Below are 23,445 nucleotides of genomic sequence, written 5' to 3'. Positions count from 1 at the left end.
CACCGGCTGCGGCGGCTGGGCCCGTGAGCGGCTGCCCGATCCGGTGCACCAGTATTACTACGTCAACCAGGGCCCGACCTATACCGGCCCGGGCAACTGGGCGCCGCGGCCGGTCTATCAGGAAACCTCGGTGTCCTACGGTAGCCCCTATTACGACGGCTATCGCGCTCGTCCGTATTACGGCGCGCGCTACGGTGTCGGCTACGGCGCCGGATACCGCTATGGCGTTCGTCCGGCCCTGCGTTACGGCTACGGCGCCCGTGTCGGCTACGGCGTGCGGCACGGCTACGGCCCGCGTGTCGGTCACTACGGCGTGCGCCATGGCGCCTACCATGGCGCAGCGCGCGTGGGCGGTCGCCACCGCTACTGATCCAGGGATTGTCCTGAAGATATCGACGCCCGTTCGCATCACGCGAGCGGGCGTTGTGCTGTGAATTACTTGCCCATCAGCCCGAGCCTGCTGGCGCCGATATAGAGCGCCAGCACCGCCGCGTTCGACACGTTGAGGCTCTTGATTTCGCCGGGCATGTCGAGCCGCGCCACCGCGCTGCAGGTCTCGCGCGTCAATCTCCGCAAGCCCTGGCCCTCGGCGCCCAGCACCAGCGCCAGCGGCTGCTGCAATATCATCGCGCCGAGATCCTCGCTGCCCTCGCTGTCGAGCCCGACGGTCATGAAACCCTGGTCGTTCAACTCGTTCAGGGCGCGCGCCAGGTTCGTCACGGTCACCATCGGCACCAGTTCCAGCGCGCCGGAGGCGGATTTCGCGAGTACCCCGGTGGCTTCGGGGCTGTGCCGCGCCGTGGTGACGATGGCCTTGACCGCGAAGGCCGCCGCCGAGCGCAGGATAGCGCCGACATTGTGCGGATCGGTGATCTGGTCGAGTATCAGGACGATTCCCTCCTGCGGCAGGTCGCCGATATCGGGCGAATCCAGCGGCTCGGCCTCCGCCAGCAGACCCTGATGCACGGCGTCCGGGCCAAGCCTGTTGTCGATCAGGTCCGGCCGGACGATTTCGGGGGTGACGCGCAGGTCGATCTTGTCGTCGGCCAGCCGTTTTGCGGCGTTTTCCGTCAGCCACAGCTTGCGAATCTGGCGCTGCGGGTTGGCCAGCGCCGACGCTACCGTGTGCCAGCCATACAGAATGACCAGCCCATCGGGGCTCGCCTCGCGGTCGCGCCCGCCGCCACGGCGGCCGAATTGGCGCCCTTTGTCGGGTCCTTTGCCGCCTCCGCGCTGAAAGCGCGGTTTTCGATCACGATCGCTCATGGCAGGCTTGTGTCACGGGTTCCGAATAATCGCAATTTGAGCCCCTGGCGGGCCGGGCCCTGGCGGCCCGGATTAAGGGGGGCGCCTTGGTTGACTTTGCCGGGCCGTTTCCCCCATAAACGCGCCAACCGGGAGCTCGCCATCGGCGCCCGGTTTTAACGTCATCCATGACCTTCGTGCCGCCATTTTCGGCGGGTGGGTTACGATGCTGTTGAGCGGGGGAGTGTCCCGAGTGGCAAAGGGAGCTGACTGTAAATCAGCCGTCTTATGACTTCGAAGGTTCGAGTCCTTCTTCCCCCACCATCTATGCCTCTGGCGTCGCTATAGAATTTCTTAGGCACCCTAACACCTTCGCGGCCGGGCGAGGGTGGGTCACAGGTGGGTCACGGACGCCGGAAGGTGCCGTAACAGATTTTCGATCTGAGCCGGCTGGAATAGGCGATTTTCGACCGCCGTAAGTGTTTTTCGATCCAGGGCCCCTGGATTTTCGACGTTGAAGATTTTTACGCCCGTCGCCGCCGGATTGAAGAATTCAACACCGAGGCGAAGATTTTTACACCTGACGGCCCCGGAATTCGGATTCCTGCATTTCGATACGGAATTCTACACCTCGGCGCGAAATCCTTGATTGACCCAAGGATTCCTGTTGCGCGGGAGGGTCGATGGGGTTCTCTCTTCGTTCTGTTTCAGGCGCGGAAGCGGTCTCTAGGCGAGCTTGAGCGCGAGATGGATTGTCTGGGGGTCCCGCCGCGAGACCGGCTTGAAGCCGAATTTTCCGAATACTTTCAGCATCCCTGCGTTTCCGGGCAGGACTTCCGCCGTCAATTCCTGCAGTCCGGCATCGCTCGCGATCTTGATGAGATGGCGCATCAGGATCGAGCCGACGCCCTTTCCCTGCCAGGCATCGATGACGACAAAGGCCATCTCGGCTCGCCCCGGCTCGAAGACGATATACCGGCCGGATCCGACGATGGCCTTGCCGTCCGCTCCATCCGTCAGCGCGACGATTGCGACATGTTTCTTGAAATCGATGTCCATGAAGTAGGCGCGCTCCCTGTCCGAGAAGTGGCGTTTCATGACGAAGAAGCGGCGCTGCAGCGATTGTGCACTGGTCTGCCCGATGGCAGCGAGCATGTCAGATTCGTCCTCCTGCCGAAGGGCGCGGATTTCGATTTCACTGCCATCGCGGAGAAGCTCGCGTGCGGTGTAGTTAATGGCCTCGGACATTCGACCTCATTTGCGGGACAACGAGGCGCCGGCCTCGACCGGCGTCCACCGATGAAGGCGGAGCCAGCTTGCGAACAGTTGATATGGATCAAAACCATTGTGCGAGAGCGGGAGGTAGCCTGACGACAAGCGGCCAGCCCCAAGATGAAGGCGCGTCCTTGAAAACCCTTCGACAGTATTTGCCAGGAGACGACGTCATCCAGCTTGTGATCCGGCTCGGATTGCTCGCTTTCCTGATCTACTGGACGTTCTATCTCATCCGCCCCTTTGTGCCGATCCTGGCCTGGAGCATCGTGCTCGCCGTCGCGCTCCATCCGGCCTTCAGTCTGCTTTCCCGGCTGCTGGGCGGTCGTCCGAAGCTCGCGGCGGCGATTCTCACCGTGATCAATCTCGGGATCGTCATCGGGCCCGCGACCTGGCTCGGGTTGAATGCCGTGGATGGGTTGAAGGCGTTCGCCGCAAATCTGGGTGCCGGCAATCTGGTGGTTCCATCTCCGCCGGAGGGCGTCAAGGATTGGCCGCTGTTCGGTCCGCAGCTTTACGAGTTCTGGATTCAGGCATCCAACAACATTCGCGCGGCCCTGCGCGAGGTGGCTCCCCATCTGAAGCCGCTGGCGGGCATCATGCTCGGCTTCGCCGGCGGTGCCGGATTGGGAACGCTCAAGTTCCTGCTGTCGGTGGCGCTGGCCGGCTTTCTTTTTCCCAATGGCGCGCAACTGGTGGCGGCGGGCAGGAGCTTTCTCTATCGAATCGTTCCGGAGCAGAGCGAACATTTTCTGGAATTGGCGGGTGCAACCGTCCGTGCGGTGTCCCAGGGGGTCATCGGCGTCGCGATCATCCAGTCCTTGCTGGCCGGTGTCGGCTTCAAGCTGGCGGGCATTCCCAGCGCCGGCCTGTTGGCCTTCGTGGTCATGTTCCTGGCCATCGTCCAGATCGGCGCGGCCATCGTCCTGTTTCCCGTGATCATCTGGATCTGGACCGACAAGGATTTCACCACGGCGCTGCTGCTGACGCTGTTTCTGGCCGTCGTCGGCATTCTCGACAACGTGCTGAAACCGCTCGTGATGGGGCGTGGCCTGACCACGCCGACGCTCGTCATCTTCCTCGGCGTGATCGGGGGAACGCTCGCGCACGGAATTGTCGGCCTGTTCATCGGCCCGATCATTCTTTCGCTGGCCTGGGAGCTGACGGTGGCCTGGATACGCGCCGATCGCACCAGCGCGCCATCATCGTCGCTCTGAACGTTGACCTAAATCAACGTTCGCCGGGGCGCGGTTCCTTCAATGAAGGGGACAGTGAGGACGAAACATGTCGATGGACAAAGCAACGCTGCCGGGCGGCCCCATGTCGGGCCTCGTCGCTTCGGCGGTAGAATACATGATGGATGCGGGGCAGCGGAGCGTCCTGTTCCTGGACGTCATGCGCCGGCGCGGCGATCAGTACCGGGAACAGGTCGCTCAAACGGCACCGCACGTCCTGCAGTATGCCGCGGAACTGATCGTCGACGGTCGCCAGCTGGATGAGCCGGTCAATTATGCGCTGGTGCGCATCATTCCACCCAAGGACGTCGAAATCGATATGGACCGGCGGCCGTTCGTCGTGGTCGATCCGCGCGCCGGGCATGGCCCGGGAATCGGCGGGTTCAAGGCGGACAGCGAAATCGGCGTCGCGATGAAAGCGGGTCATCCCTGCTATTTCATCGGCTTCCTGCCGGAGCCGATGCCCGGACAGACGATCGAGCGCATCGCGCGCGCCGAAGCGCTGTTCATCGAGAAGGTCATCAGCCGCCATCCGCAGGCCGACGGCAAGCCTTGCGTGATCGGCAATTGCCAGGCCGGCTGGGCCGTCATGATCCTGGCATCGCTGCGGCCGGAACTGTTCGGACCCATCATCGTCGCCGGCGCGCCGCTTGCCTATTGGGCCGGCGTGCACGGCAAATACCCGATGCGCTATTCGGGCGGCTTGCTGGGAGGAAGCTGGCTCACCGCGCTGACCAGCGATCTCGGAGCCGGCAAGTTCGACGGCGCCTGGCTGGTGCAGAACTTCGAGGGCCAGAATCCTGCGAACACATTGTGGACCAAGCAGTACAACGTCTACTCGAAGGTGGATACCGAGGCCGAGCGATACCTCGAATTCGAACGCTGGTGGGGCGGACATGTCAATCTGAATGCCGAGGAGATCCAGTTCATCGTCGATGAACTCTTCGTCGGCAACAACCTCGCCGCCGGCCGGATCAAGATGTCCGACGGTGAGACGGTCGACCTGCGCAAGATCAGATCGCCGATCCTGGTATTCTGCTCCAGGGGCGACAACATCACGCCGCCGCAACAGGCGCTGGACTGGATCCTCGATCTCTACGCCGATGTCGATGAAATCAGGGCCTATGGGCAGACGATCGTCTACACGGTTCACGAAAGCGTCGGTCATCTCGGCATCTTCGTTTCCGGCGGCATCGCCAAGAAGGAGCATGCGGAGTTCTCCAGCAACATCGATCTGATCGATGTGCTGCCGCCCGGTCTCTATGAGGCGACTTTCGAGGCCAAGGGTGACGATACCGCGAGCGCCGATATGGTCGTCGGCCAATGGGTAATGCGCTGCGAGGCCCGGACACTCGACGATATCAGGGCCATGGGCGGCAATTCGCCCGAGGATGAGCGGCGGTTTGCCGCCGCCAAGCGCGTGTCGGAAATCAATCTCGCCGCCTACCAGAAGTTCCTCCAGCCCTGGATCAAGGGCCTGGTGACGCCGCAAATGGCGGAGTCGATGCGCAATCTGCATCCGCTACGGCTCCAGTATGAACTTTTCAGCAGCCGTAATCCGTTCATGCCTGCGGTGGGGTCGCTGGCGGAAAAGGTGAGCGAGGAGCGCAAGCCTGTCTCGACAGACAATCCGTTCATGGTGTTCCAGGAACAGTTCTCCAAGCAGATCGTGCATGCGCTGGACGCCTGGCGTGATTCGCAGGAGGCGCTCAGCGAGGCGGCTTTCCTCGCGATTTACGGTTCGCCGGCGCTGCAGGCCGCCGTTGGAATCGATCCGCAATCCTCCCTGTCGCGCCGGCAGGAGATGTCGGCCGCACACCGCGAGATGCTGGAGAAGAGGATCTCCGAGCTGAAATCCAGGATTGCCGAGGGCGGCCTGCGCGAAGCGGCCATTCGCGGCCTGCTGTATGTCGGGTCGGCGAGGGGAATGGTCGACGAACGGAGCCTTGAAGCGCTGCGCAGCCTCCGCCGCAGCGACACCGGTGCGCGGCTGCCGCTGGCCGAGTTCAAGATGCTGGTCCGCGAACAGTTCTTCATGCTTCTGCTGGATCGGCAGGGAGCGCTGGCCGCGATTCCGAAATTGTTGCCCGACAACGCCGACGATCGTCGCGCGGCCTTCGCCGCAATCCGCGAGGTGCTATCTGCCAGTGCCGAAATCTCCGGCGAGGTCGACAAGCGTCTCAAGCATGTTGCCGAGCTGTTCGGCGTGGATGCACCGGGGCAATCGGACTTACGCCTCGTTCACAAAAGGTAGCGTGGCCGTTAACATGGGAGATCCGCTCAAGGCGATACCCAATCCGCTGGTGAACGAAGCCGTCACCGTGTTGCATCGGATAGCGGCCATAGCGAGCTGCGGCATGGACACGCTGCCTCACAACGGGGCCGTCATCACGTTGCTCGCCGCGACGGGCCTGACCCGCCGACAGGCCTATTAGGACGTGTTCGTGATCACGTTGACGAAAACCGCGGCAGTGTTGGTTGTCATCGCGGTGCTTTATTTGAGCGGCGAATCTTGATGCGGCCGGGAATGGTGCCGATGGCGACTGCCAGCAGCAGAAAGACATCCGGAACCGTGGCGATGATCGCACTGATAGTATCCATGGCCGCATTTCCGCCCGTGCCTGTTCGAACGCACGCTGATTGGATTTCAGGGAACTTGCAAAAGGCTTGATCCATATCAATCATTGCCGCGGTGGCAGCGGCTATGGGCGTGGGCGGTGATGATCGCCGGTAGTGGCTCTGCTGATCGTCCCGCTGCGCTGCGACGGGGAACGCAACGAGGAGCGGATATGAAGTCGCGTTCGGTGCGGCGAACGGGTTGGACACGGATGTTTCCGCCGTTCACTTGGCTTGGAGAATATCAAGGTTCATGGTTGCGCCATGACGCGATCGCCGGAGTGACGCTCGCCGCCTATGCGATCCCGGTGTCGCTGGCCTATGCGGGCCTTGCCGGTTTGCCGCCCCAGGTCGGCATTTACGGCTACATGCTCGGTGGCATCGGTTATGCGCTGCTTGGATCATCGCGCCAACTGGCGGTCGGTCCGACCTCGGCGATCTCGCTGATGATGGCCGGCGCCCTCGGGACTCTGGCCGGAGGAGACCCGATCCGATACGCGCAGATCGCGGGCCTCGCCGCATGCGCGGTAGCGGTGCTTTGCCTGATCGCTTGGGTCTTCAAGCTCAGCATTCTCGTGCGACTGATCAGCGACAGCATTCTGGTCGGCTTCAAGGCGGGGGCCGGGCTCACCATCATCATGAGCCAGTTGCCGAGCCTGTTGGGAGTCACCGGCGGCGGCCACAACTTCTTCGACCGGGCGATCCGGATTTCGGGCCAGCTCGGCGATATCCATCTGCTGGCTTTGGCCATTGGAGTTGTTGCGATCCTGCTCCTGCTGCTGGGTGAGCGGTTGTTGCCGGGCCGGCCGGTCGGGCTCACCGTCGTGGCCTTGTCGATCCTGATCGCAACCTTGTTCGGGCTTCCGTCCATGGGCGTAGCCGTCACCGGAAAGGTCCCGGAAGGCCTGCCGGCTTTCCAGCTGCCCGGCTTCGGAATGTTGGAGTTTCAGGAACTGTTTCCGATCGCGGCCGGTTGCCTGTTGCTGGCCTATATCGAAGGTGTTTCGGCGGCACGGGGTTTTGCCGCCAGGCATGGATACAGCCTTGATGTCCGACAGGAATTTCTGGGGCTGGGAGCCGCCAATCTCGCCGTCGCCTTTGGTTCCGGCTACCCGGTTGCCGGCGGCTTATCACAATCCGCCGTCAATGACACGGCCGGCGCGCGCACGCCGCTGGCACTGGTGTTCTGCTCGATGGCCCTCGCCCTCTGCCTGCTCTTCTTCACGGGGGTCCTCACCAACCTTCCCAAGGCGGTGCTGGCCGGCGTTGTCTTTATCGCTGTTTACAAGCTGGTCGACGTCCGCGCGTTGCTTCGGATGTGGCGAGTGAGCCGGATCGACTTCTATGCGGCCGCGATCGCGCTGGTGTCCGTGCTGCTGCTCGGAATCCTGCAAGGTGTCCTGCTTGCCGCGCTTGCTTCCATCTTTCTGTTGCTCGGCCGGGCGTCGCGGCCCAACATCGCGTTCCTCGGGCGGCTACCCGGGACGGGCCGCTATTCCGACAGTGCCAGGCACGAGGGCGTGGAGCCGCTGGTCGGCGTCATCGCGTTCCGGCCCGAAGCCTCGCTGCTCTACATCAATGCCGAGACGATTCTGGAGACGGTTTTGAATGCGTTGCAAAAGTCGCATGACGTCAGGCTGGTTGTCTGCGATCTCTCGGCATCCCCCTATATCGATCTGGCAGGGGCGCGCATGTTGCACGATCTCCACGATGAGCTGGCGTCGCGTCATGTGGCGTTCTGCATCGTCGGCGCCCATGCGCAATTGCGCGATCTGTTGCGGGCCGAGGGACTGGCAGAGAAGACGGACAGTGGGGAGTGGCTCCGGACGCTCGACAGCGTGCTGGGCGAGGGCCGCGACGGAGGGTTGATGTCGGGCAAGTCTGACCCTTGACTTGGATCAATGGAGCGGCAGAGCGGCGAGAGGCACGATAGGTCGAGGCGTTCTGTGTCCTGTAAAAAGGAAAATGTCATGAAGAAATTCGGTTGGAAAGTGGCCATGCTTGCCCTGCTTGCGGGAGCGATCGGTTTCAGCACGCCATCGCGTGCCGAAACCGGCCAGGTGGTCGTCGTCTTTACCAAGGGCGGATTCGTCATCGGCATCGGCGGCGGAGAGGGCGTGCTGGTACTCAGGGGCCAGCGTTATCCGTTCACCGTCTCCGGCATGAGCGTCGGCTTCACGATCGGAGCCTCGACCACCAAGTTTGTCGGCCGCGCACTCAATTTGAGGGGACCGGCTTCGATCCAGGGAACATACAGCACGATGGGAGCTGGCGGCGCGGTGGCGGCCGGCGCGGGAGGCGTACAATTGCAGAACGCCAACGGCGTCATCCTGCAGCTCAGCGGCCCGAAGGTCGGCGCCGAAGTATCGGCTGCGGTCGGCGGCGTAACGATACGCTTGAAATAGACGAACGCGGCCGGGCCGCGTGATCCGCGGTCCGGCCGGCTCCCGACAGGGCGGCTAGTACCGCTCTCTAGTACCGCTCTTCTGCAAACGTCATCCGGCGCAGGGTTGCGGCGTCATCGTACCGACCCTTCATCGATCGCTTCGGCAATTTGACCCGCTCGGGCGATATGCGCTTGTAACGTATCGACTTCAGTACATGGGAAATGCAGTTGAGCCGGGCGCGACGCTTGTCGTCCGAGCGGATGACGTACCATGGGGCATGCTTCGAACTGGTTGCCTTGAACATCATGTCGCGCGCCCTGGAATAATCGTACCAGCGATCGAACGACTGGACGTCCATCGGACTTAGTTTCCATTGCCGCAACGGATCGTCGATGCGAGCGGCGAAGCGCTTTTCCTGCTCCTCCATGCCGACTTCAAGCCAGACCTTGATCAGGATGATACCGGCCTCTACGATGTATTTTTCGATTTGCGGGCAAAGCGTCAGGAATCGCTTGTGTTCCGCCGGGCTGCAGAAGCCCATGACATATTCGACGCCGGCGCGATTGTACCAGCTGCGGTCGAAGATCACGATTTCTCCCGCGGCCGGGAAATGTTGCATGTAACGCTGAAAGAATAGCTGGCTCTTGTCGCGGTCGGAAGGCGCAGGCAGTGCGACTACCCGGAATACCCGCGGGCTCACTCGCTCGGTGATGGCCTTGATGGTGCCGCCCTTGCCGGCGGTATCGCGTCCCTCGAACAGGATGATCGCCCGCAGGTTCTTCGCCTTTACCCATTGCTGGAGATGGCAAAGCTCGACCTGGAGCTTGCGCAATTCCTTTTCATAGGCCTTGCGCTTCATCCGTGCTTCATCGGTTGACATGTTTACCGTCCGTTGTTTCAGGCAAAGCGGGGCAGACCTGCCGTCAGTCGCCCCAGGAAATGGTGATGGCGATGTCGCCGGGGACGCCTCCCGGGAAATCGACGATCTGATAGCTGATGCGATAGCCCCGGGGTTTCAGGTAGTCGGTCCAGAGCTGGAATATCTCTTTCGGAATTCCCATCAACGTGTTTTCCCAGCCCGGCTCCTGCTGATTGATGGCACGGCCCTTGTCGGTGCAGAGCGTGTTGGGAAACCGGTACACCTGCACTTCCGTCAATCCGTTCCGTACTGCCCGCTGGATGACGGTCGAGGCGAGTTGAACCTTCTCCTCCTCGGACTTGCCGGAGGGACGGGCAAGCCGGTCGATCAAGGCCTGCTTCTCGGCTTCGGCCGCGGCCGCTAGTCGCGCGTATTGCTCCGCCTTCTCGGCCTCCTTGAGGGCGGCGTCCTGCTGGATCTTCTTCGCATTGGGAATGAGATCGTCGATGCTGGGGGGCATGGTTCGCGGCTCCTGAATTCTGCTTTGCTCCGGCGCTGGTTTGAAGATAGGCTCGCCCAAGGCTGTTACTTTGATCCAAATCAAGAAAATCCGCACCGGGATACGCACTGTCCGCGCGAGGAGAGCATTTTGAGCCTGCAGATTTTTCGGATGGGCTTGCATCATCTGCGTTTCTGCCTCGCGCCGGGAAGCTGCGGCGAATTCCATGGTAGTAAGTGGCGAGCGTACCCACCGGAGAACTGGATGTTTCTCGACTATTTTTCCCGGAATGCCGCGCTTGTCGGTTCAGAATGGAGCCTTGCGTGACCGAGCCGCTTCACCCCGCCGCACCGCATCATCTGCCAAGCTTCATCGTCGGTCCGGCTGACACCGACTATCTGATGATCGGCATCGGTATCTTCCTGATTCTCGCCGTTCTGGGCGTCGGCAATCTGTATCTGCATTTGCACAGCTTGCCGGAACGAATGGCGCACAAATCGAAAAAGCTGCAATTCGAAATCGTGGCGGTGCTGTGCTTGCTCTCCCTTTTTACCCACAACCATCTGTATTGGGTGATCGGGCTTTTTCTTGCCTTGATCGATTTACCCGATTTCCTCACGCCGCTGCGCCGTATCGCGGGATCGGTCGATAAGTTAGCCGGTGTTCCGCCTGCACCCGAAGAGTCCGATATCGCAAGCGCAGGCGCCGCTCAGGCGGTTGCTGCTCAAGAAGAAGACACGGCGACGGTCCGCACTGTCAAGAGCGAGGTGCAGGGCCATGCTTGAGATCATCCTTTGCTCGCTCGTGACGGTATTGCCGGACTATCTTTATCGCCGCTATGTGCAAGGCAAGCGCATCGGACGCGAGATCACATTGTTTTCCGTCTGGTACGAATTGCGATACGGCCTCGTCACCTGCCTGATGCTGACCATCTCGCTGATCACGATGATTTTTTACTTTCATCCGTCGACGACGTCGGCAAACATGTTCTTCCGCACAGTACCGATCGTTACCGAAACGATTGGCCGGGTGGCCGAGGTCCACGTCGATTTCAGCGCGCCGGTCAAGCAGGGCGACGTGATCTTCAGGCTCGACAATTCAAAGCAGCAGGCGGCGCTACAAACGGCCAGGCGCAAGATCGCCGAGATCGATGCCTCGATGCTGGCGGCGGAGGCCGATGTCCTCAAGTCGGAGGGCCAGCTCCAGGAAGCCAAGGGTTCGCTGCAGCAGGCCCAGGACGAACTCGACGTCAAGACCGAGTTGCAGCGCCGTAACCCGGGCATCGTTCCGCAACGCGACATCGAAAAGCTTCAGGTCGTCGTCGCCGGCCGCCAGGGTTCCCTCGATGCCGCAACCGCCGCCAGGCAGTCGGCGAGGGTCCGCGTCACCGCGCTCATCCCGGCGGAGAAGGCCAGTGCGGAGGCCGCGCTCGCCGAAGCGCAGGTTGATCTGGACAAGACCTATATTCGGGCCGGCGTGAACGGACGCGTCGAACAGTTCCTGCTGCGCCCCGGCGACATCGTCAATCCGATGATGCGGCCCGCCGGCGTCCTGATTCCGGACGGCGCGGGACAACGCGCGCTTACCGCTGGATTTGGCCAGATCGAAGGCCAGGTCATGAAGGTTGGAATGGTGGCCGAGGCCACCTGTATCTCGAAACCCTGGGTGATCATCCCGATGGTGGTCACCAACGTTCAGAATTACATCGCGGCCGGACAGTTCAGGGGCGGCGAGCAATTGATCGACCCGCAGAACGTTGCGCGCCCGGGAACGATTCTGGTCTTCCTGGAGCCGCTGTACAAGGGCGGGCTGGAAGGCGTGACGCCCGGCAGCACCTGTATCGCCAATGCCTATACCAGCAACCACGAGCTGATCGCCTCCGGAAAACTCAGCACAGCGAAAAGCACCTGGCTGCATGTCGTCGATGCGACGGGACTTGTGCATGCCCTGCTGCTGCGGATCCAGGCCGTGCTGCTGCCGGTCAAGACGCTGGTGCTGACCGGCCACTGATCAGAACGGAATAGTTGGAAAGAAGAGAAGCATGACCAGGTCACGGAAGCTCACGGCCTCAGCTGCATTGCTGCTGGGCTCACTGCTTGCCCTGTCGGATGGAGCGAAGGCCCTCGATCTGAACGGCGCCTGGGCCACCAACGCGGACCAATGCACGAAAGTGTTCGTGCGCAAGGGCGCGAAAGTCGGCTTCACGGAAATGTCCGACGTCTATGGCGGTGGTTTCATCGTCGACGGTGACGAGATCGTCGGCAAGTTCGCGCGGTGCAGGATCAAGACCAGGAAGGAGAACGGGGCGAACCTCAACCTGATTGCCGCCTGCGCGACCGATATCATGCTGTCGACCGTTCAGTTCAGCCTGAAGGAACTGGATGCCAACAGCGTGGTGCGGCTTTTTCCAGGAATCGAGGAAATGGAAATCAGATATCACCGCTGTCCGTCGCTCTAGCGAGGGCAAGGCTTGATTCATGTCAAGCAAAGCAATCTGAGGGTACGACTGAATAGGCTTCCAAACCGGGAGGATCAAGATGAGACGTGCAACGCTCTTTCGAACCAGGACCCGCGCGATGTTGGGCGCGGCTACGGCGGCAGTTGTCCTGCTTGCGGCATCGTCGGCGGCCCGCGCCGATGATCCGGCCAAAATACTCAAGTCGATGACCGACTATCTCGGCGGCCAGAAGTCGCTGTCCGCCTCGTTCGACAGCGACGTCGAGATCATTACCCCCGAGCTGCAGAAGATCCAGTTCGCCAGCTCCGGCCAGATCAAGCTGAGCCGGCCCGACAAACTGCGCGTCAGGCGCACCGGCGGCTATGCCGACGTCGAGCTGGTCTATGACGGCAAGGCGCTCTCGATCTACGGCAACAACGCCAAATCCTACGTGCAGGCGGACGTCCCCGGCACCGTGGACCGGATGATCGACGCGATCCAGGCGAGGTCAGGCGTCGGTATGCCGGGCACCGATCTGCTGCTCTCGAACGCTTTCGACGAGCTGATGGCTACCGCGACGGAAGGCAAACATATCGGCCTCGGCGTCATCGACGGCGTCGAATGCGAGCATCTGGCGTTCCGCGGTCGGGACACCGACTGGCAGATCTGGATCGAGACCGGTGCGAAGCCATTGCCGCGGAAGTACGTAATCACCAGCAAGACGCTGGCCGGCGCGCCGCAATATTCGCTGCGGATCAGGGACTGGAAGACGGACGCATTCGCGGACGCTGACACCTTCGTGTTCAAGCCGCCCGCCGGCGCGACCAAGGTCGATCTGGATTCCGGCGCCATGGCGGAATTCGACGAGCTTCCCCCCGGTACACCCTCAGGAGCAAAGAAATGATTTCGTTCCGCAACACTATCATGCTGGCGGCCGTCATTGCCGCCTTCGCCGCCGGATTGTCCTGGAATGGCTCCGGCAGGGTCGCTGAAACCGGGTTCTTCTCCGAAGCCCAGGCGCGGATCGGCCGCCCGCTCACGCCGATGAGCTATGCCGGCGTCGCCCGGAGAACCACGCGGCGTGCGGTTGCGGTCGGTGCCGCGGCTGGCGTAGCCGGGGCCTACTATGCGCCGTCCTGCGTGGAGGTTGTCGACGCCTATGGTCGGGTCGCGGTCCGCTGCTGACGGCGGCGCCCCGGACGCGTGAGGAGGTTGGCTTCGGCGCAAGACGCGCTAGAATTGCGCTGGAGGCGGCAGACAGCCATCATGGCTACGTTTCGGATCGCTTTGATCGCGCTTTTTTCCGTGGTCGTTTTCGCCACACCATCGCTGACGCAGACGCCTGGCCATGTGCGGGTCAAGCTGGTGAAGGCCGGGCTGATGGTGGGTGCCGGCGGCGGCAGCGGCGTTTTGACGTATCACGGTCGCGATTACCCGTTCAGAGTGTCCGGTCTTAGCATCGGCGTGACAGCCGGAGCGTCGGTCAGCCGGCTGGAAGGACGGGCTTCAGGCATCAGGCAGCTGAGCGACTTTGCCGGTACCTACAGCGCCGTCGGTGCCGGCGGCGCCCTTGTCGGCGGCGCCGGAGGCGTTGAACTGGGAAACGAAAAGGGGGTGAGGATCGTGCTGCGGGGGCCCAAGGCGGGAATGGAGTTTGCGGCAAATCTCAGCAGCATCCAGATTTCCCTGAAGTAGACTGGCGGGCTCGATCTCGCCGATGGCGGGCGAGGGATACCGATCTGCGCCTGGCGCATCCTATCGGCGGGTCAGACGTGCGCGTCTGATGTCGACGGTTCGTGCCCAGGTTTCGTGAAACTTGCTGGCGAGGCGTTTGTCGATATGCGGGCCGATCAGCCTTGTCATGGCAAAGGCGAGGTCTTCGTATTCCGTCGCGCAGCCCTGGGCCCGCTGTTTGGGCAGGAAATCCTTTTCGACGGTATCGACGAACAGCTCCTTGTCCGAGCCGTAGGCGATGCACAGGATGGTGAACGCCCGCTGTGCCGGCAGCGAGTGCTCATCTGATAACGATGTGAGGGGAATGGTGACCCGCGATCCTGGCATATCAACCTTGTGCCGGTAGGCGGAGCCAAGGATCATCCTGCGGGCCTCGTCCTTGCCGAGCCGAAGCATGATGTAGGCGGCGAACTGATCGGCGGCATCTTCCTCCCGGCCGAGCACGGGAATCTGCAGCATGTTGAAAACCGCATGTCCGGTTTCGTGCAGGAATGTATCGAGAACCGGACCGATCACGGTATCTGCCCTGGAAATGCCGACCGGAAGATCCTGCGTCGACGCGTTCTTCAGGACGTCCGCCAGCAACTCGTAACAGACCGTGATGACTTCATCGTTGTACCAGGCGTTTATGATTCCGTCGCAGCCGGCAATCTTGAGGGTCAGCGGATAGGGAAGGCGGAGCGGAGCAAGCAATTCCTGCAGGTGTTCGAGGGCGCGCCCCTGCTTCATCTGATCATGAATCGCCTGGTGCTCCGGATTTTTCGGCGACACATACTCGTATCGGACCTGGTTGGGGATGCTCTTGGGGGCTGCGTATGCGCTTCCGGTCGCGGCCAGGGCCAGACCCGTCGCCGCCAGAACTGTGGCAATCGCTGCAAACTTCCGCTCCATCCCGCCGCACGATATCGTCCCCGGTGCTGATGCGTGACCAGGTTGCGCAGATTGATCCACTTGCCTCAGCATGAATTTCCTCCCGTCGAGACACTCAAATCGGAACGCTGTTCTTTGACTTGTATCAAGGTTCGGGTCACTCGAAGAGACATTTTGGATCTTCGAAACGGAGGAAGCCAAAATGAGGAAGCTATCGATCTTGTCATCGGCGCTGCTGATAAGTGGGCTCGTGGCTGCAAGCACTGAACCGGCCAGTGCCGTGGTTTACTGCCAATATGTTTCGTATCCTGCCGGGTGCGTCGTCAGGCCCGGTGTAGTACTGCGACCGCGGCCGGTCGCGCGGGCCGTGGTGACACCCGGCGTAGGCGCCCCAGGTGTGGGGGTGCGGGCGGGAACACCGATGAATCGCGGCGGTCCGGTCAATCGAGTCGGCAGACGCTGACTGAAGAAAACGCTGGTCGTGTGAAGTAGCCGGGAATGCGAGCGTTCCGCCGGATGGTCCCATGGATCTCCTGCTCAAGGAAATCCGGCAGTCCCTGCTGTGGTTACTGGCCTTCGTGCCGTTGCTGTTCGCAACGCTGGCGCTCAGGCGGCGGTGCTGACCGCTCCGGCATGCAGCCGAGCCGAGCGATCTCGAGCACACGGCCGATCTCGAGGGGCGGCGGAGCATCGCCGTGATCGTCGTCACCGTCGAACGCCTGCTCGCCGACCACGACGCGTGTGCGGCGGGGGAGGCCCGGAGTCGACGCGAGGGCCGTCGGACGCGGCGGAACAGTGGGGACAACGCCAACTATCTGACATTGAAAGGGAAGTTAAGTCGAGTTAGGTTCCCATAAAGGCGTATCTCGGTAGCTGATTGGTGTGACCCATGCTGACTGTAAATCAGCCGTCGTATGACCTCGAAGGTTCGGGTCCTTGTTCCCCCACCAGCCTTCGCCGGCTCCGCCAGCTACGGCTAGGCAAGCCATATCGTAGCGAAGGCTGCCCCGCCGACGCCCCTAAAGCGCGTTTACGCGCGTCTTTGACGCGCTATGGGGCGAAGGCGGGCTCTGTTTGGCGTTACGGCTGGGCAAGCCACGGTGCCCCGCAAGAATTTCACCCCCTCTGAGATCGCGAAGCCGGATGCCATTCGCCGAGATTGCACGATTTCTGGTGCGGGGGCTGAAGGCCAGGTTCCGCGATCAGAAATGCGAATTCGATGTCATCCGCCGGCACGTGGGGCCCGGCGACCTCGTTTGCGACGTCGGCGCCAACAAGGGCAGTTTTGTCTGGTGGCTGTCGCGCTGGTGCCGGGACGGAAGGGTGATTGCGTTCGAGCCGCAGCCCGCATTCGCAGCGCGCCTAGCGGCGGTCTGCCGCAGCCTGAAACTCGAAAATGTGACGGTCGAGGCCAAGGCGGTCCATTCGCGTTCCGGCGCGCAGGACCTGTTCGTGCCGGCAGGCCATTCGCCGGGCGCCTCGCTGACCCAGAAGGCAGTGGAGGCAACAAGCTTCACCACGCTGTCGGTGCCGGTGGTCGCGCTCGACGATTATTTTGCCGAGAGCGACAAGGTCGCGCTGCTCAAGATCGACGTCGAGGGCGCCGAACTCGGGGTACTCCAGGGCGCTGAGCGGATCCTGCGCCAGCACGCGCCGCTGCTGGTGTTCGAATGCGAGAACCGCCATCTCGCGCCCGGCCATGTCGGGGATGTTTTTGCGTGGCTCGAGACCCTCGGCTATCGCGGCAGCTTCATCTGCCGCGACCAGCTGCTCCCGCTGTCGGAATTCGATGCGGATGTGCACCAGCGCCAGCACGGCGAATGGTTCTGGAAGAGCAGGGGTTACTGCAACAATTTTGTCTTTGCCGTGGCATGATCACCCCGCGTCGCTGGCAGCCTCCGTCACCGGGAAGGGGACGCCGGGCAGATAAAGCTGGACCGGACGAATCTCGTAAACTGCGCTCGGATTGACCCGACGCAGGTCGCGGGCGGCCTCGATGGCAGCCTCTTCGCTGGCGCAGTCAAGGACATAGAGGCCCAGCAACTGCTCCTTGGTCTCGGCAAACGGGCCGTCGATCACCGTTCCGGCGCCAGGGCCACGCAGGGTGCGGGCCTTCCGGGTCGCCCCCAGCCGTGCCGCCGGCCCAAGCCGACCCTCCTGGTGCAGCCGGTCATGCACCTGATTCAGATTGACCATCAGCGCCGCGTCCTCTTCCGGCGTCCAGGAGGTGACCTCGGTTTCGACGTGATAGGCCAGGAAGGCATAAAGCATCGGTATCTCCTTGCGTGCCGGATCGGCTGGTCGGGGTTCACCTGAACGCAGTTGCGTTCAGCCCGGGATGAACGCGTTCACCCGGAGGACGTTTGGCCAAGGGAAATCCCGACAATAACGCCAATCCCGACAAGGCGGCATTTTGCAAATCGCCGCCCCGTTGGAAACGGGGTCGTATGTCGGCGGCTTGCTGCCGACGAAACACTCCTGAAACACGATAATTGGAACCGGCCTTGAACGCGGCGCGCAGGCTTAACGACTGATGAACAGAACGCAGCAACTGCGCCCCCACCAACGGAGACGGTCATGTTACGCAAGCCAGCTTCCATCATCAGCGATAGTGTGCGGGCTCCTGCGGCGTCTCAGGCGGGCGATTGGCACGATGTTGCCGGCCATCACCGCTATTATGGCAGCTCGGCCAGCAATGGCGGCGAGCGGATGATCGAAAATCGCCGCGGGCCGCGCCCGCGATCGGTCAATGTCTGCGGCTTCTGATCCGGAAAATTCCAGGCCATAAATGCGAGCCAAACAAAGCGCGACGGGATTGCTCCCGTCGCGCTCCAACTTTTGAACTCGCTGGTCCAGGGCTGAGAGCGCCCCGATGCCAGGCCGTTTAGAGCCTAGCGGGCGATCCCAGCGAGGTGACAGCGCTTGGTAAGAGACACTGGATCACCTCCTTTCGTTGCGTTGATGGAGACATCAGTATAGGCACGGATTCGGCCGGTGTTAAGGGGTGGCGCCGGTGGAACAAATGTCGTTTACCCGGCCAAATCGGCTGCTGGCGGTTGAGGCCGTCCAAACGGCGTGATAGTTCATCGCCAAGCGCGGGTGTAGCTCAATGGTAGAGCAGCAGCCTTCCAAGCTGAATACGAGGGTTCGATTCCCTTCACCCGCTCCAGCCTTTTCATGGCCTTGGCTCTTAGACTTGGCGAGAGGGCGGATTTCATTCTGACAAACGGGCTGCTTTACGCGAGTGGTTAGGTCGCCACCGCATTCATTGCTCCGGCAATCCGGCGTCCACCATGGACTGAACTACCCGATCGGCCGCGGCGACATACATCGGACTCAAGTTCTTCGTCGGCGGCCAGACGCTCAGCTTCGTCGTGCCGGGACGCAGCCTCAGTCCCTCCTGGATCGCCGCCTTCGCCCCCTCGAACCGGCCCGATCTCTGGTAGGCGACGGCGAGCAGCATATGCGAGCGCCCGGTCGCGGCCGTGATGGCGATCGAGCGCTCCAGCCAGGACGCCGCTTCCTCGTTGCGCTCCATCAGAAGATTGGCCAATCCCGCGCCGAGCAACCATGTCCAGCGCGAGGCCTCCGGCGTATCGTAACGATCGGCTTGCCGGAATGTCGCGAGCGCATCGTCGAAGCGGCCGAGAAAGATCTGCCCGAGACCGATGAGATAGAGCGCAGATCCGTTCCAGGGATCGTAGCTCAATGCCTTGGCGCAGGTGACGAGACTTTCCACGAAATGGTTGGTCGCGCTGAGGAAGCGACAATAGGCCTCGAGCACCGGAATGGAATTCGGCTTCGACCGCAATGCCCGCTCGAGCGTCGCATTCGCCCTGGCCTCGACCGCGACCGCCTCCTCCGAACTGAACCAGACCAACTGGATGCCGCGCAACTGCAACGAAGACAGCGCAACCGCGATGCCGAGATTGTGCGGATCGTCCGTGAGCGCCTTTTGCAGCATGCTCTGCGCCATGCCGAAACGCTCGCGCGTGGTCTGGTTGATCGACGCGATGGCCTGCTCGATCGCGACCTTGTCGCCGGCCGCCGAAGCACTACGGGCGTGGGTGGGCGCTGCACTCGGCTCCAGAATTTCATTCAGGCGCCGCGCAAGCACATGGCCGACGCCGGCGACGAGCCGCGACTGTTGAAGCTGCGCGTCGGCCTCGTCCGCATTGACCGAGGTCGCAGCGACCGACTGAACCTCGCCGGTGCCCGCCTTGATGATGCGCGCGCGCAGCGTCCATGACTGATCGCTGTGCAATAGCTCGCCGCGGATTTCATAATCCGATGACGCGGCCGGCGCGCTGGCGCTTTCGGCACCCGCCACCGCCGACGAGCGCGGCGCCACCACGCTGATGTTCTGAATCTTCGCGAAACCGTCCGTGAGGCGGCTGGTCGCCTCCGCCGCCATCATCGCGCCGCGCGAATCGTTGCTGGCATCAACGATCGGCACCACGGCGACGCGCGGCGGCGTTCGCTTGAACAGGAGGTCCGGCTTCAGCGCGGGCGCGGCAACCGCGAGCCCTATGACGATCACACAGAGCCCGGCCACGGTGGCGACCGAGGCCTGCCGGCTCAAACCGAACATGGCGCGCCGTGGCTTCACGGGTACCGCGGCGGCCTCGGCCGGTGGCCGGGGCGCGACCTCGCCGGTCGAGTCCGGCCGGGTCCCCTCGGCCTGCGCTGGGTCGGCGGCGGGCACAGCCACAACCTCCGTCGCCAGCAGATAGCCGCCGCCGGAGGCGAGCTTGATCAGCTGCCGTTGGTCATCACCGAGCGCGGTGCGAAGCTCGCGGATGCATTGGAACAGGCTGTCCTCGCCGACATGGACGTTCGGCCAGACCGCCTCCATGAGCTCCTGCTTACTCAGGACCTGGCCGCCGCTGGTGGCGAAAACCCGTAGCATCTCGAAGGTCTTGGGCCGGAGCTTGATCGGAGTGCCATCGGCACCGCGCAGCTCCGCGCGTTGCGGTTCCAGCTCGAAGCCGGCGAAACGAAGCAAAATGATCCCCCAAAGTGTCTCTCAAGGCGGCTCATATAGCCGAAGTCTGTCGAAAATGCCCGAAAATCCGGTCTGAAATGGAAATATCAGAAAGTTTCAGAAGCTAGCCGGTCCCTTATCAGGACACCCCTGCGGCCCAATGCGATGAATTCCGTCGATGGCTCGGGAGCGTGCGTTGGGGCGGCGGATGAGGACGGGGAAAGATTGTTTCGCGGCGACCCGCCGCCTGCGGGCCGCACTGCTGACATCGTCGGCGCTGGCTTTGGCCTGGACGCTGCCGGCCACACCCGCCCGCGCGCAGGGCGCGACCTGGCTCGCCGCTCCCGGTAGCGGCGATTTCCTCGCCGGCTCCAATTGGAGCACGGGAACAGTGCCGTCAGGCACCGCTTCCTTCGGCGCGTCGAACACCACCAGCCTGTCGATTGCACCGACGGCCACCCCCACGACCACGATCGGCGGCCTGACCTTCAATGCGGGGGCGCCTGCCTACGACCTGACGATCGGTCAAACGCTTATACTTGACGGTGCGGGGATCGTCGTCAACGGCGCAGGTGCCACCATCACCCCCATCGGCAGTGGGGGCGTCCTCCAGTTCAGCAATTCGAGCAGCGCCGGTACCGCCACCATCAGCAACAGCGCGACCACGTACTTCCGCGACAGCAGCACGGCCGGCAGCGCGGCGATCACCAACATCGGCAGCATCGGCTTCGAAGGCACCAGTACGGCTGCCAACGCCACCATCGACAACGCCGGCCTTATCGATCTCTACCACAGCACCACGACCGCCGATGCGACCATCACCAACCGCGGTCTTCTATTCTACTACAGCAGCAGCTCAGCCGGCAGCTCGACCATCACCAATACCGGGGGCCTCGATTTTCGCGCAGACAGCACAGCCAGCAGCGCCACCATCGCCAATGCCAATTACATGTCCTTCGCTGGCAACAGCACGGCTGGCAATGCAACCATCACCAATCCCGGCGGCATCACCTTCACTGACAGCAGTACGGCGGGCGACGCGACCATCACCAACACTGGCGGCATAACCTTTACCAGCCTGGCCAGCGCCGGTAACGCCAACGTCACCAACACAGGCACTCTCGTCTTCGACGTTAGCGGCACGGCCGGTAATGCGACCATCGCCAACCAGTCTGTCATGGTCTTCTATCGCGACAGCACCGCCGGCACCGCCGGCATCACCAATAGTTCGCAGCTCCGCTTTACCGACTCCAGCAGTGCTGGCGGCGCCGCCATCATCAACACCGGGACCCTCAGCTTTCAGTCCACCAGCTCAGCCGGCACCGCGGTCATCGTCAACACCGGCAGCATCACCTTCGAGGACTCCAGTACGGCCGCCAGCGCGACCATCGTCAACCATTTCGACACGGTCTTCGAAGACGCCAGCTCAGCCGGCGGCGCGACCATCACCAACAACGGCAGCCTGCGCTTTCATGGCACCAGCAACGCCGGCAGCGCCGCCATCACCAACAATGCCGGCGGTCTCGTCGATTTCTCCGGCACGCTCGGAGCCGCCGGCAATAACAAGCTCACGGCCGGCTCGATCGCAGGCCCCGGCACTTATCTGCTGGGCGCCAACGAGCTTACGGTCGGCTCCAACAATCAGTCGACCGAGGTGAGCGGCGCGATCTCCGGGACCGGCGGCTCGCTGGTCAAGACCGGCACCGGCACGATGACGCTGTCGGCTGCGAACACGTATACGGGCAGCACCACGGTCAACGGCGGCACCCTCCAGCTTGGCACGGCGGGCAGCGTGGGCACGATTCTCGGCGCGGTCAGCGTCGGTGCCGGCGCCGCACTCGAGCTCTTCAACACCAGCCTCAGCGGCATCACCAGCATCGCGAATGCCGGCGTCACCACCTTCTACGGCAACCTGAATGCCAGCAGTACCAGCGTCACCAGCACCGGGACCCTGAACTTCAGAAACACGAGCAGCGCCGGCTCGCTCAACATCAATGCCGGCTACGCCAATTTCTTTGACGGGAGCACGGCCGGCAACGCCACAATCACCAACAACCAGACCGTCACTTTCCAGAACGGCAGTTCGGCCGCCAGCGCGACGATCGTCAACAACAGCCTCCTCGAGTTCAAGGACACCGCAACCGGCGGCAGCGCGCAAATCACCAACAACAGCAGCCTGAATTTTTTCACGACAAGCAGCGCCGGTAGTGCTACCGTCAGCAACTACAACCGTATCGATTTCAATGCCGACAGTACGGCCGGCAGCGCGACCTTCAACAATCCCGGCTATGTCCAGTTCAACGCCAACAGCACGGCCGGGAGTGCGATCTTCACCAACGGCGGATTCGGCCGGACCGATTTCTACGACACGTCCACCGCAGGCAATGCGCAATTCACCACCAACGACTGGGCGGCGGTGAACTTCAGGAATACCAGCACGGCGGGCAACGCAAGCATCACCGCCAATGCCGGATTCGTCCAGTTCTTCGGCGCCAGCTCCGCCGGCAGCGCAAACATCGCCGTCAATGGCTCCGTCTCCCTCAATTTCAACGATACGAGCTCCGCCGGCAGCGCCACGATCAGCCTCAACAGCGCCGACGGCGGCATCAATTTCGGTAGCGCGAGTTCGGCGGGTACCGCCACGATCACTGTCAACGCGGCCAATCTCAACTTCTTCCAGACCAGCTCCCTTGGAAGCGCAACCCTCACGAACGACAAATATACCTGGTTTAAAAACAGCAGCTCGGCCGGCAGCGGCAGCATCACGAACAACCGCTACATCGAGTTCAGCGGCAACGCCAGTGCCGGCAGCGCGACGATCACCAACAACAGCCTTGGCCAACTCCTGTTTCTCGGCGACAGCACAGCCGGCACCTCTACAATTACCAACGATTGGCTGTTGGATTTCCAGGACCGCGCCACGGCTGGCGACGCGACCATCATCAACAATGGCGTCGCCCGCTTCTGGGGCACAGGCGTCAACGGCAGCAACAAGGTCAGCGCCGGTTCGATTGCGGGTGCCGGAGGCTTCTACCTTGGAAATAACGAACTCACGGTCGGCTCCAATAATCGTTCGACCGAAGTGAGCGGCGCAATCACGGATGACGGGATCAACTTAGCCGGGTCGCTGGTCAAGATCGGCACGGGCACGCTCACGCTGTCAGGGTTCAACACCTATATCGGCGGCACGACCATCAACGGCGGCACGTTGCAGCTCGGCAGCGCCACCGGAATCGGCTCCATTCTCGGCGCGGTCACGGTCGGAAGCGGCAGCACCTTCGACGTCGTCAACGCCGACACCAGCGGC

23 protein-coding genes, 2 tRNA genes and 1 pseudogene are annotated in these 23,445 nt (G+C 62.5%); 18 read left to right on the top strand and 8 right to left on the bottom strand.

The window, feature by feature from the left end; translation table 11 throughout:
• The first annotated feature begins 43 nt into the window (after positions 1 to 43).
• A complete protein-coding gene (locus Q7U29_RS03470; protein WP_304738456.1) occupies positions 44 to 370 on the top strand; it encodes a hypothetical protein in 327 nt (108 codons plus the stop codon).
• A gap of 65 nt (positions 371 to 435) precedes the next feature.
• On the opposite strand, the gene rlmB is transcribed toward Q7U29_RS03470, so the two are convergent.
• Complete coding sequence (rlmB, locus tag Q7U29_RS03465; RefSeq protein ID WP_304738454.1) at positions 436 to 1,266, bottom strand: 23S rRNA (guanosine(2251)-2'-O)-methyltransferase RlmB; 831 nt, start codon at positions 1,264 to 1,266, stop codon at positions 436 to 438.
• Between the two features lie 217 nt (positions 1,267 to 1,483).
• On the opposite strand from rlmB, the gene Q7U29_RS03460 reads away from it, so the two are divergent.
• Positions 1,484 to 1,569, top strand: a tRNA-Tyr gene (locus tag Q7U29_RS03460).
• 402 nt (positions 1,570 to 1,971) lie between these two features.
• Here Q7U29_RS03460 and Q7U29_RS03455 read toward each other — a convergent pair.
• Positions 1,972 to 2,493: a GNAT family N-acetyltransferase gene (locus Q7U29_RS03455; protein WP_304738451.1), complete on the bottom strand. Its 522-nt coding sequence runs from the start codon at positions 2,491 to 2,493 to the stop codon at positions 1,972 to 1,974.
• 158 nt (positions 2,494 to 2,651) lie between these two features.
• Between Q7U29_RS03455 and Q7U29_RS03450 the strand changes: the two genes are divergently transcribed.
• The 3 genes and pseudogenes from Q7U29_RS03450 to Q7U29_RS03440 all read left to right on the top strand — a co-directional run.
• The gene (locus tag Q7U29_RS03450; protein WP_304738448.1) at positions 2,652 to 3,734 is read left to right on the top strand and encodes an AI-2E family transporter; all 1,083 of its coding nucleotides are present in this window, start codon (positions 2,652 to 2,654) and stop codon (positions 3,732 to 3,734) included.
• A 67-nt stretch (positions 3,735 to 3,801) separates the two neighbouring features.
• Complete coding sequence (locus tag Q7U29_RS03445) at positions 3,802 to 6,006, top strand: DUF3141 domain-containing protein (RefSeq protein ID WP_304738445.1); 2,205 nt, start codon at positions 3,802 to 3,804, stop codon at positions 6,004 to 6,006.
• Positions 6,007 to 6,019: 13 nt separating this feature from the next.
• A pseudogene (locus Q7U29_RS03440) lies at positions 6,020 to 6,268 on the top strand (GntP family permease); the annotation flags it as partial.
• On the opposite strand, the gene Q7U29_RS03435 reads toward Q7U29_RS03440, so the two are convergent.
• Positions 6,234 to 6,578, bottom strand: coding sequence for a hypothetical protein (locus Q7U29_RS03435; protein ID WP_304738442.1), 345 nt, complete (start codon positions 6,576 to 6,578; stop codon positions 6,234 to 6,236). The pseudogene Q7U29_RS03440 and the gene Q7U29_RS03435 overlap by 35 nt on opposite strands.
• A 2-nt stretch (positions 6,579 to 6,580) precedes the next feature.
• On the opposite strand from Q7U29_RS03435, the gene Q7U29_RS03430 reads away from it, so the two are divergent.
• The gene (locus Q7U29_RS03430; RefSeq protein WP_304738439.1) at positions 6,581 to 8,260 is read left to right on the top strand and encodes a SulP family inorganic anion transporter; all 1,680 of its coding nucleotides are present in this window, start codon (positions 6,581 to 6,583) and stop codon (positions 8,258 to 8,260) included.
• Positions 8,261 to 8,365: 105 nt separating this feature from the next.
• Positions 8,366 to 8,773, top strand: coding sequence for a hypothetical protein (locus Q7U29_RS03425; RefSeq protein ID WP_370691688.1), 408 nt, complete (start codon positions 8,366 to 8,368; stop codon positions 8,771 to 8,773).
• A 67-nt stretch (positions 8,774 to 8,840) separates the two neighbouring features.
• Here Q7U29_RS03425 and ppk2 read toward each other — a convergent pair whose 3' ends face one another.
• Both ppk2 and Q7U29_RS03415 read right to left on the bottom strand, forming a co-directional pair.
• Positions 8,841 to 9,635, bottom strand: a complete 795-nt coding sequence (gene ppk2, locus Q7U29_RS03420; protein ID WP_304738434.1) for a polyphosphate kinase 2 — start codon at positions 9,633 to 9,635, stop codon at positions 8,841 to 8,843.
• 43 nt (positions 9,636 to 9,678) lie between these two features.
• The gene (locus Q7U29_RS03415; protein ID WP_304738461.1) at positions 9,679 to 10,134 is read right to left on the bottom strand and encodes a hypothetical protein; all 456 of its coding nucleotides are present in this window, start codon (positions 10,132 to 10,134) and stop codon (positions 9,679 to 9,681) included.
• A 302-nt stretch (positions 10,135 to 10,436) separates the two neighbouring features.
• Between Q7U29_RS03415 and Q7U29_RS03410 the strand changes: the two genes are divergently transcribed.
• The 6 genes from Q7U29_RS03410 (at position 10,437) to Q7U29_RS03385 (ending at position 14,245) form a co-directional block, all read left to right on the top strand.
• Positions 10,437 to 10,898: a hypothetical protein gene (locus tag Q7U29_RS03410; protein WP_304738431.1), complete on the top strand. Its 462-nt coding sequence runs from the start codon at positions 10,437 to 10,439 to the stop codon at positions 10,896 to 10,898.
• Positions 10,891 to 12,123, top strand: coding sequence for an HlyD family secretion protein (locus tag Q7U29_RS03405; RefSeq protein ID WP_304738428.1), 1,233 nt, complete (start codon positions 10,891 to 10,893; stop codon positions 12,121 to 12,123). The genes Q7U29_RS03410 and Q7U29_RS03405 overlap by 8 nt, the downstream gene beginning before the upstream one ends.
• 31 nt (positions 12,124 to 12,154) lie before the next feature.
• Entirely contained in the window at positions 12,155 to 12,571 is a 417-nt protein-coding gene (locus Q7U29_RS03400) for a hypothetical protein (RefSeq protein ID WP_304738426.1), read from the top strand.
• 79 nt (positions 12,572 to 12,650) lie between these two features.
• Entirely contained in the window at positions 12,651 to 13,454 is an 804-nt protein-coding gene (locus Q7U29_RS03395; protein ID WP_304738423.1) for a DUF2092 domain-containing protein, read from the top strand.
• Positions 13,451 to 13,735, top strand: a complete 285-nt coding sequence (locus Q7U29_RS03390; protein ID WP_304738420.1) for a hypothetical protein — start codon at positions 13,451 to 13,453, stop codon at positions 13,733 to 13,735. The genes Q7U29_RS03395 and Q7U29_RS03390 overlap by 4 nt, the downstream gene beginning before the upstream one ends.
• Before the next feature lie 102 nt (positions 13,736 to 13,837).
• Positions 13,838 to 14,245 carry a hypothetical protein gene (locus Q7U29_RS03385; protein WP_370691687.1) on the top strand — a complete coding sequence of 136 codons (408 nt, stop codon included), beginning with the start codon at positions 13,838 to 13,840 and terminating at the stop codon, positions 14,243 to 14,245.
• Positions 14,246 to 14,305: 60 nt separating this feature from the next.
• Here the strand turns inward: Q7U29_RS03385 and Q7U29_RS03380 are convergent, their stop codons facing one another.
• Positions 14,306 to 15,247: a DUF4344 domain-containing metallopeptidase gene (locus Q7U29_RS03380; RefSeq protein ID WP_304738417.1), complete on the bottom strand. Its 942-nt coding sequence runs from the start codon at positions 15,245 to 15,247 to the stop codon at positions 14,306 to 14,308.
• A 109-nt stretch (positions 15,248 to 15,356) separates the two neighbouring features.
• Between Q7U29_RS03380 and Q7U29_RS03375 the strand changes: the two genes are divergently transcribed.
• Entirely contained in the window at positions 15,357 to 15,617 is a 261-nt protein-coding gene (locus Q7U29_RS03375; RefSeq protein ID WP_304738415.1) for a hypothetical protein, read from the top strand.
• A gap of 680 nt (positions 15,618 to 16,297) precedes the next feature.
• Complete coding sequence (locus Q7U29_RS03370) at positions 16,298 to 17,029, top strand: FkbM family methyltransferase (protein WP_304738412.1); 732 nt, start codon at positions 16,298 to 16,300, stop codon at positions 17,027 to 17,029.
• On the opposite strand, the gene Q7U29_RS03365 is transcribed toward Q7U29_RS03370, so the two are convergent.
• The gene (locus Q7U29_RS03365) at positions 17,030 to 17,425 is read right to left on the bottom strand and encodes a YciI family protein (RefSeq protein ID WP_304738409.1); all 396 of its coding nucleotides are present in this window, start codon (positions 17,423 to 17,425) and stop codon (positions 17,030 to 17,032) included.
• A 306-nt stretch (positions 17,426 to 17,731) separates the two neighbouring features.
• Between Q7U29_RS03365 and Q7U29_RS03360 the strand changes: the two genes are divergently transcribed.
• Both Q7U29_RS03360 and Q7U29_RS03355 read left to right on the top strand, forming a co-directional pair.
• Complete coding sequence (locus Q7U29_RS03360; protein ID WP_304738407.1) at positions 17,732 to 17,920, top strand: hypothetical protein; 189 nt, start codon at positions 17,732 to 17,734, stop codon at positions 17,918 to 17,920.
• A 329-nt stretch (positions 17,921 to 18,249) separates the two neighbouring features.
• A tRNA-Gly gene (locus tag Q7U29_RS03355) sits at positions 18,250 to 18,323 on the top strand.
• A 96-nt stretch (positions 18,324 to 18,419) separates the two neighbouring features.
• Here the strand turns inward: Q7U29_RS03355 and Q7U29_RS03350 are convergent.
• Positions 18,420 to 20,159, bottom strand: coding sequence for a winged helix-turn-helix domain-containing protein (locus tag Q7U29_RS03350; RefSeq protein WP_304738405.1), 1,740 nt, complete (start codon positions 20,157 to 20,159; stop codon positions 18,420 to 18,422).
• Between the two features lie 187 nt (positions 20,160 to 20,346).
• Here Q7U29_RS03350 and Q7U29_RS03345 point away from each other — a divergent pair.
• A partial coding sequence (locus Q7U29_RS03345) for an autotransporter-associated beta strand repeat-containing protein (RefSeq protein WP_304738402.1) occupies positions 20,347 to 23,445 on the top strand: 3,099 nt, incomplete at its 3' end.

This window comes from Bradyrhizobium sp., assembly GCF_030654605.1.
GTDB lineage: Bacteria > Pseudomonadota > Alphaproteobacteria > Rhizobiales > Xanthobacteraceae > Bradyrhizobium.
Note: the sequence above shows the minus strand (reverse complement) of the source record. Positions and strands in the feature narration are given on the sequence as shown.

Excerpts from the sequence above, each read along its gene's own strand:
- Q7U29_RS03360 (WP_304738407.1), top strand. The coding sequence starts at position 17,732 with ATGTTACGCAAGCCAGCTTCCATCATCAGCGATAGTGTGCGGGCTCCT.
- Q7U29_RS03370 (WP_304738412.1), top strand. The coding sequence starts at position 16,298 with ATGCCATTCGCCGAGATTGCACGATTTCTGGTGCGGGGGCTGAAGGCC.
- rlmB (WP_304738454.1), bottom strand. The coding sequence starts at position 1,266 with ATGAGCGATCGTGATCGAAAACCGCGCTTTCAGCGCGGAGGCGGCAAA.
- Q7U29_RS03365 (WP_304738409.1), bottom strand. The coding sequence starts at position 17,425 with ATGCTTTATGCCTTCCTGGCCTATCACGTCGAAACCGAGGTCACCTCC.
- Q7U29_RS03425 (WP_370691688.1), top strand. The coding sequence starts at position 8,366 with ATGCTTGCCCTGCTTGCGGGAGCGATCGGTTTCAGCACGCCATCGCGT.
- Q7U29_RS03445 (WP_304738445.1), top strand. The coding sequence starts at position 3,802 with ATGTCGATGGACAAAGCAACGCTGCCGGGCGGCCCCATGTCGGGCCTC.
- Q7U29_RS03415 (WP_304738461.1), bottom strand. The coding sequence starts at position 10,134 with ATGCCCCCCAGCATCGACGATCTCATTCCCAATGCGAAGAAGATCCAG.
- ppk2 (WP_304738434.1), bottom strand. The coding sequence starts at position 9,635 with ATGTCAACCGATGAAGCACGGATGAAGCGCAAGGCCTATGAAAAGGAA.
- Q7U29_RS03395 (WP_304738423.1), top strand. The coding sequence starts at position 12,651 with ATGAGACGTGCAACGCTCTTTCGAACCAGGACCCGCGCGATGTTGGGC.
- Q7U29_RS03430 (WP_304738439.1), top strand. The coding sequence starts at position 6,581 with ATGTTTCCGCCGTTCACTTGGCTTGGAGAATATCAAGGTTCATGGTTG.
- Q7U29_RS03400 (WP_304738426.1), top strand. The coding sequence starts at position 12,155 with ATGACCAGGTCACGGAAGCTCACGGCCTCAGCTGCATTGCTGCTGGGC.
- Q7U29_RS03455 (WP_304738451.1), bottom strand. The coding sequence starts at position 2,493 with ATGTCCGAGGCCATTAACTACACCGCACGCGAGCTTCTCCGCGATGGC.
- Q7U29_RS03375 (WP_304738415.1), top strand. The coding sequence starts at position 15,357 with ATGAGGAAGCTATCGATCTTGTCATCGGCGCTGCTGATAAGTGGGCTC.
- Q7U29_RS03390 (WP_304738420.1), top strand. The coding sequence starts at position 13,451 with ATGATTTCGTTCCGCAACACTATCATGCTGGCGGCCGTCATTGCCGCC.
- Q7U29_RS03405 (WP_304738428.1), top strand. The coding sequence starts at position 10,891 with ATGCTTGAGATCATCCTTTGCTCGCTCGTGACGGTATTGCCGGACTAT.
- Q7U29_RS03380 (WP_304738417.1), bottom strand. The coding sequence starts at position 15,247 with ATGCTGAGGCAAGTGGATCAATCTGCGCAACCTGGTCACGCATCAGCA.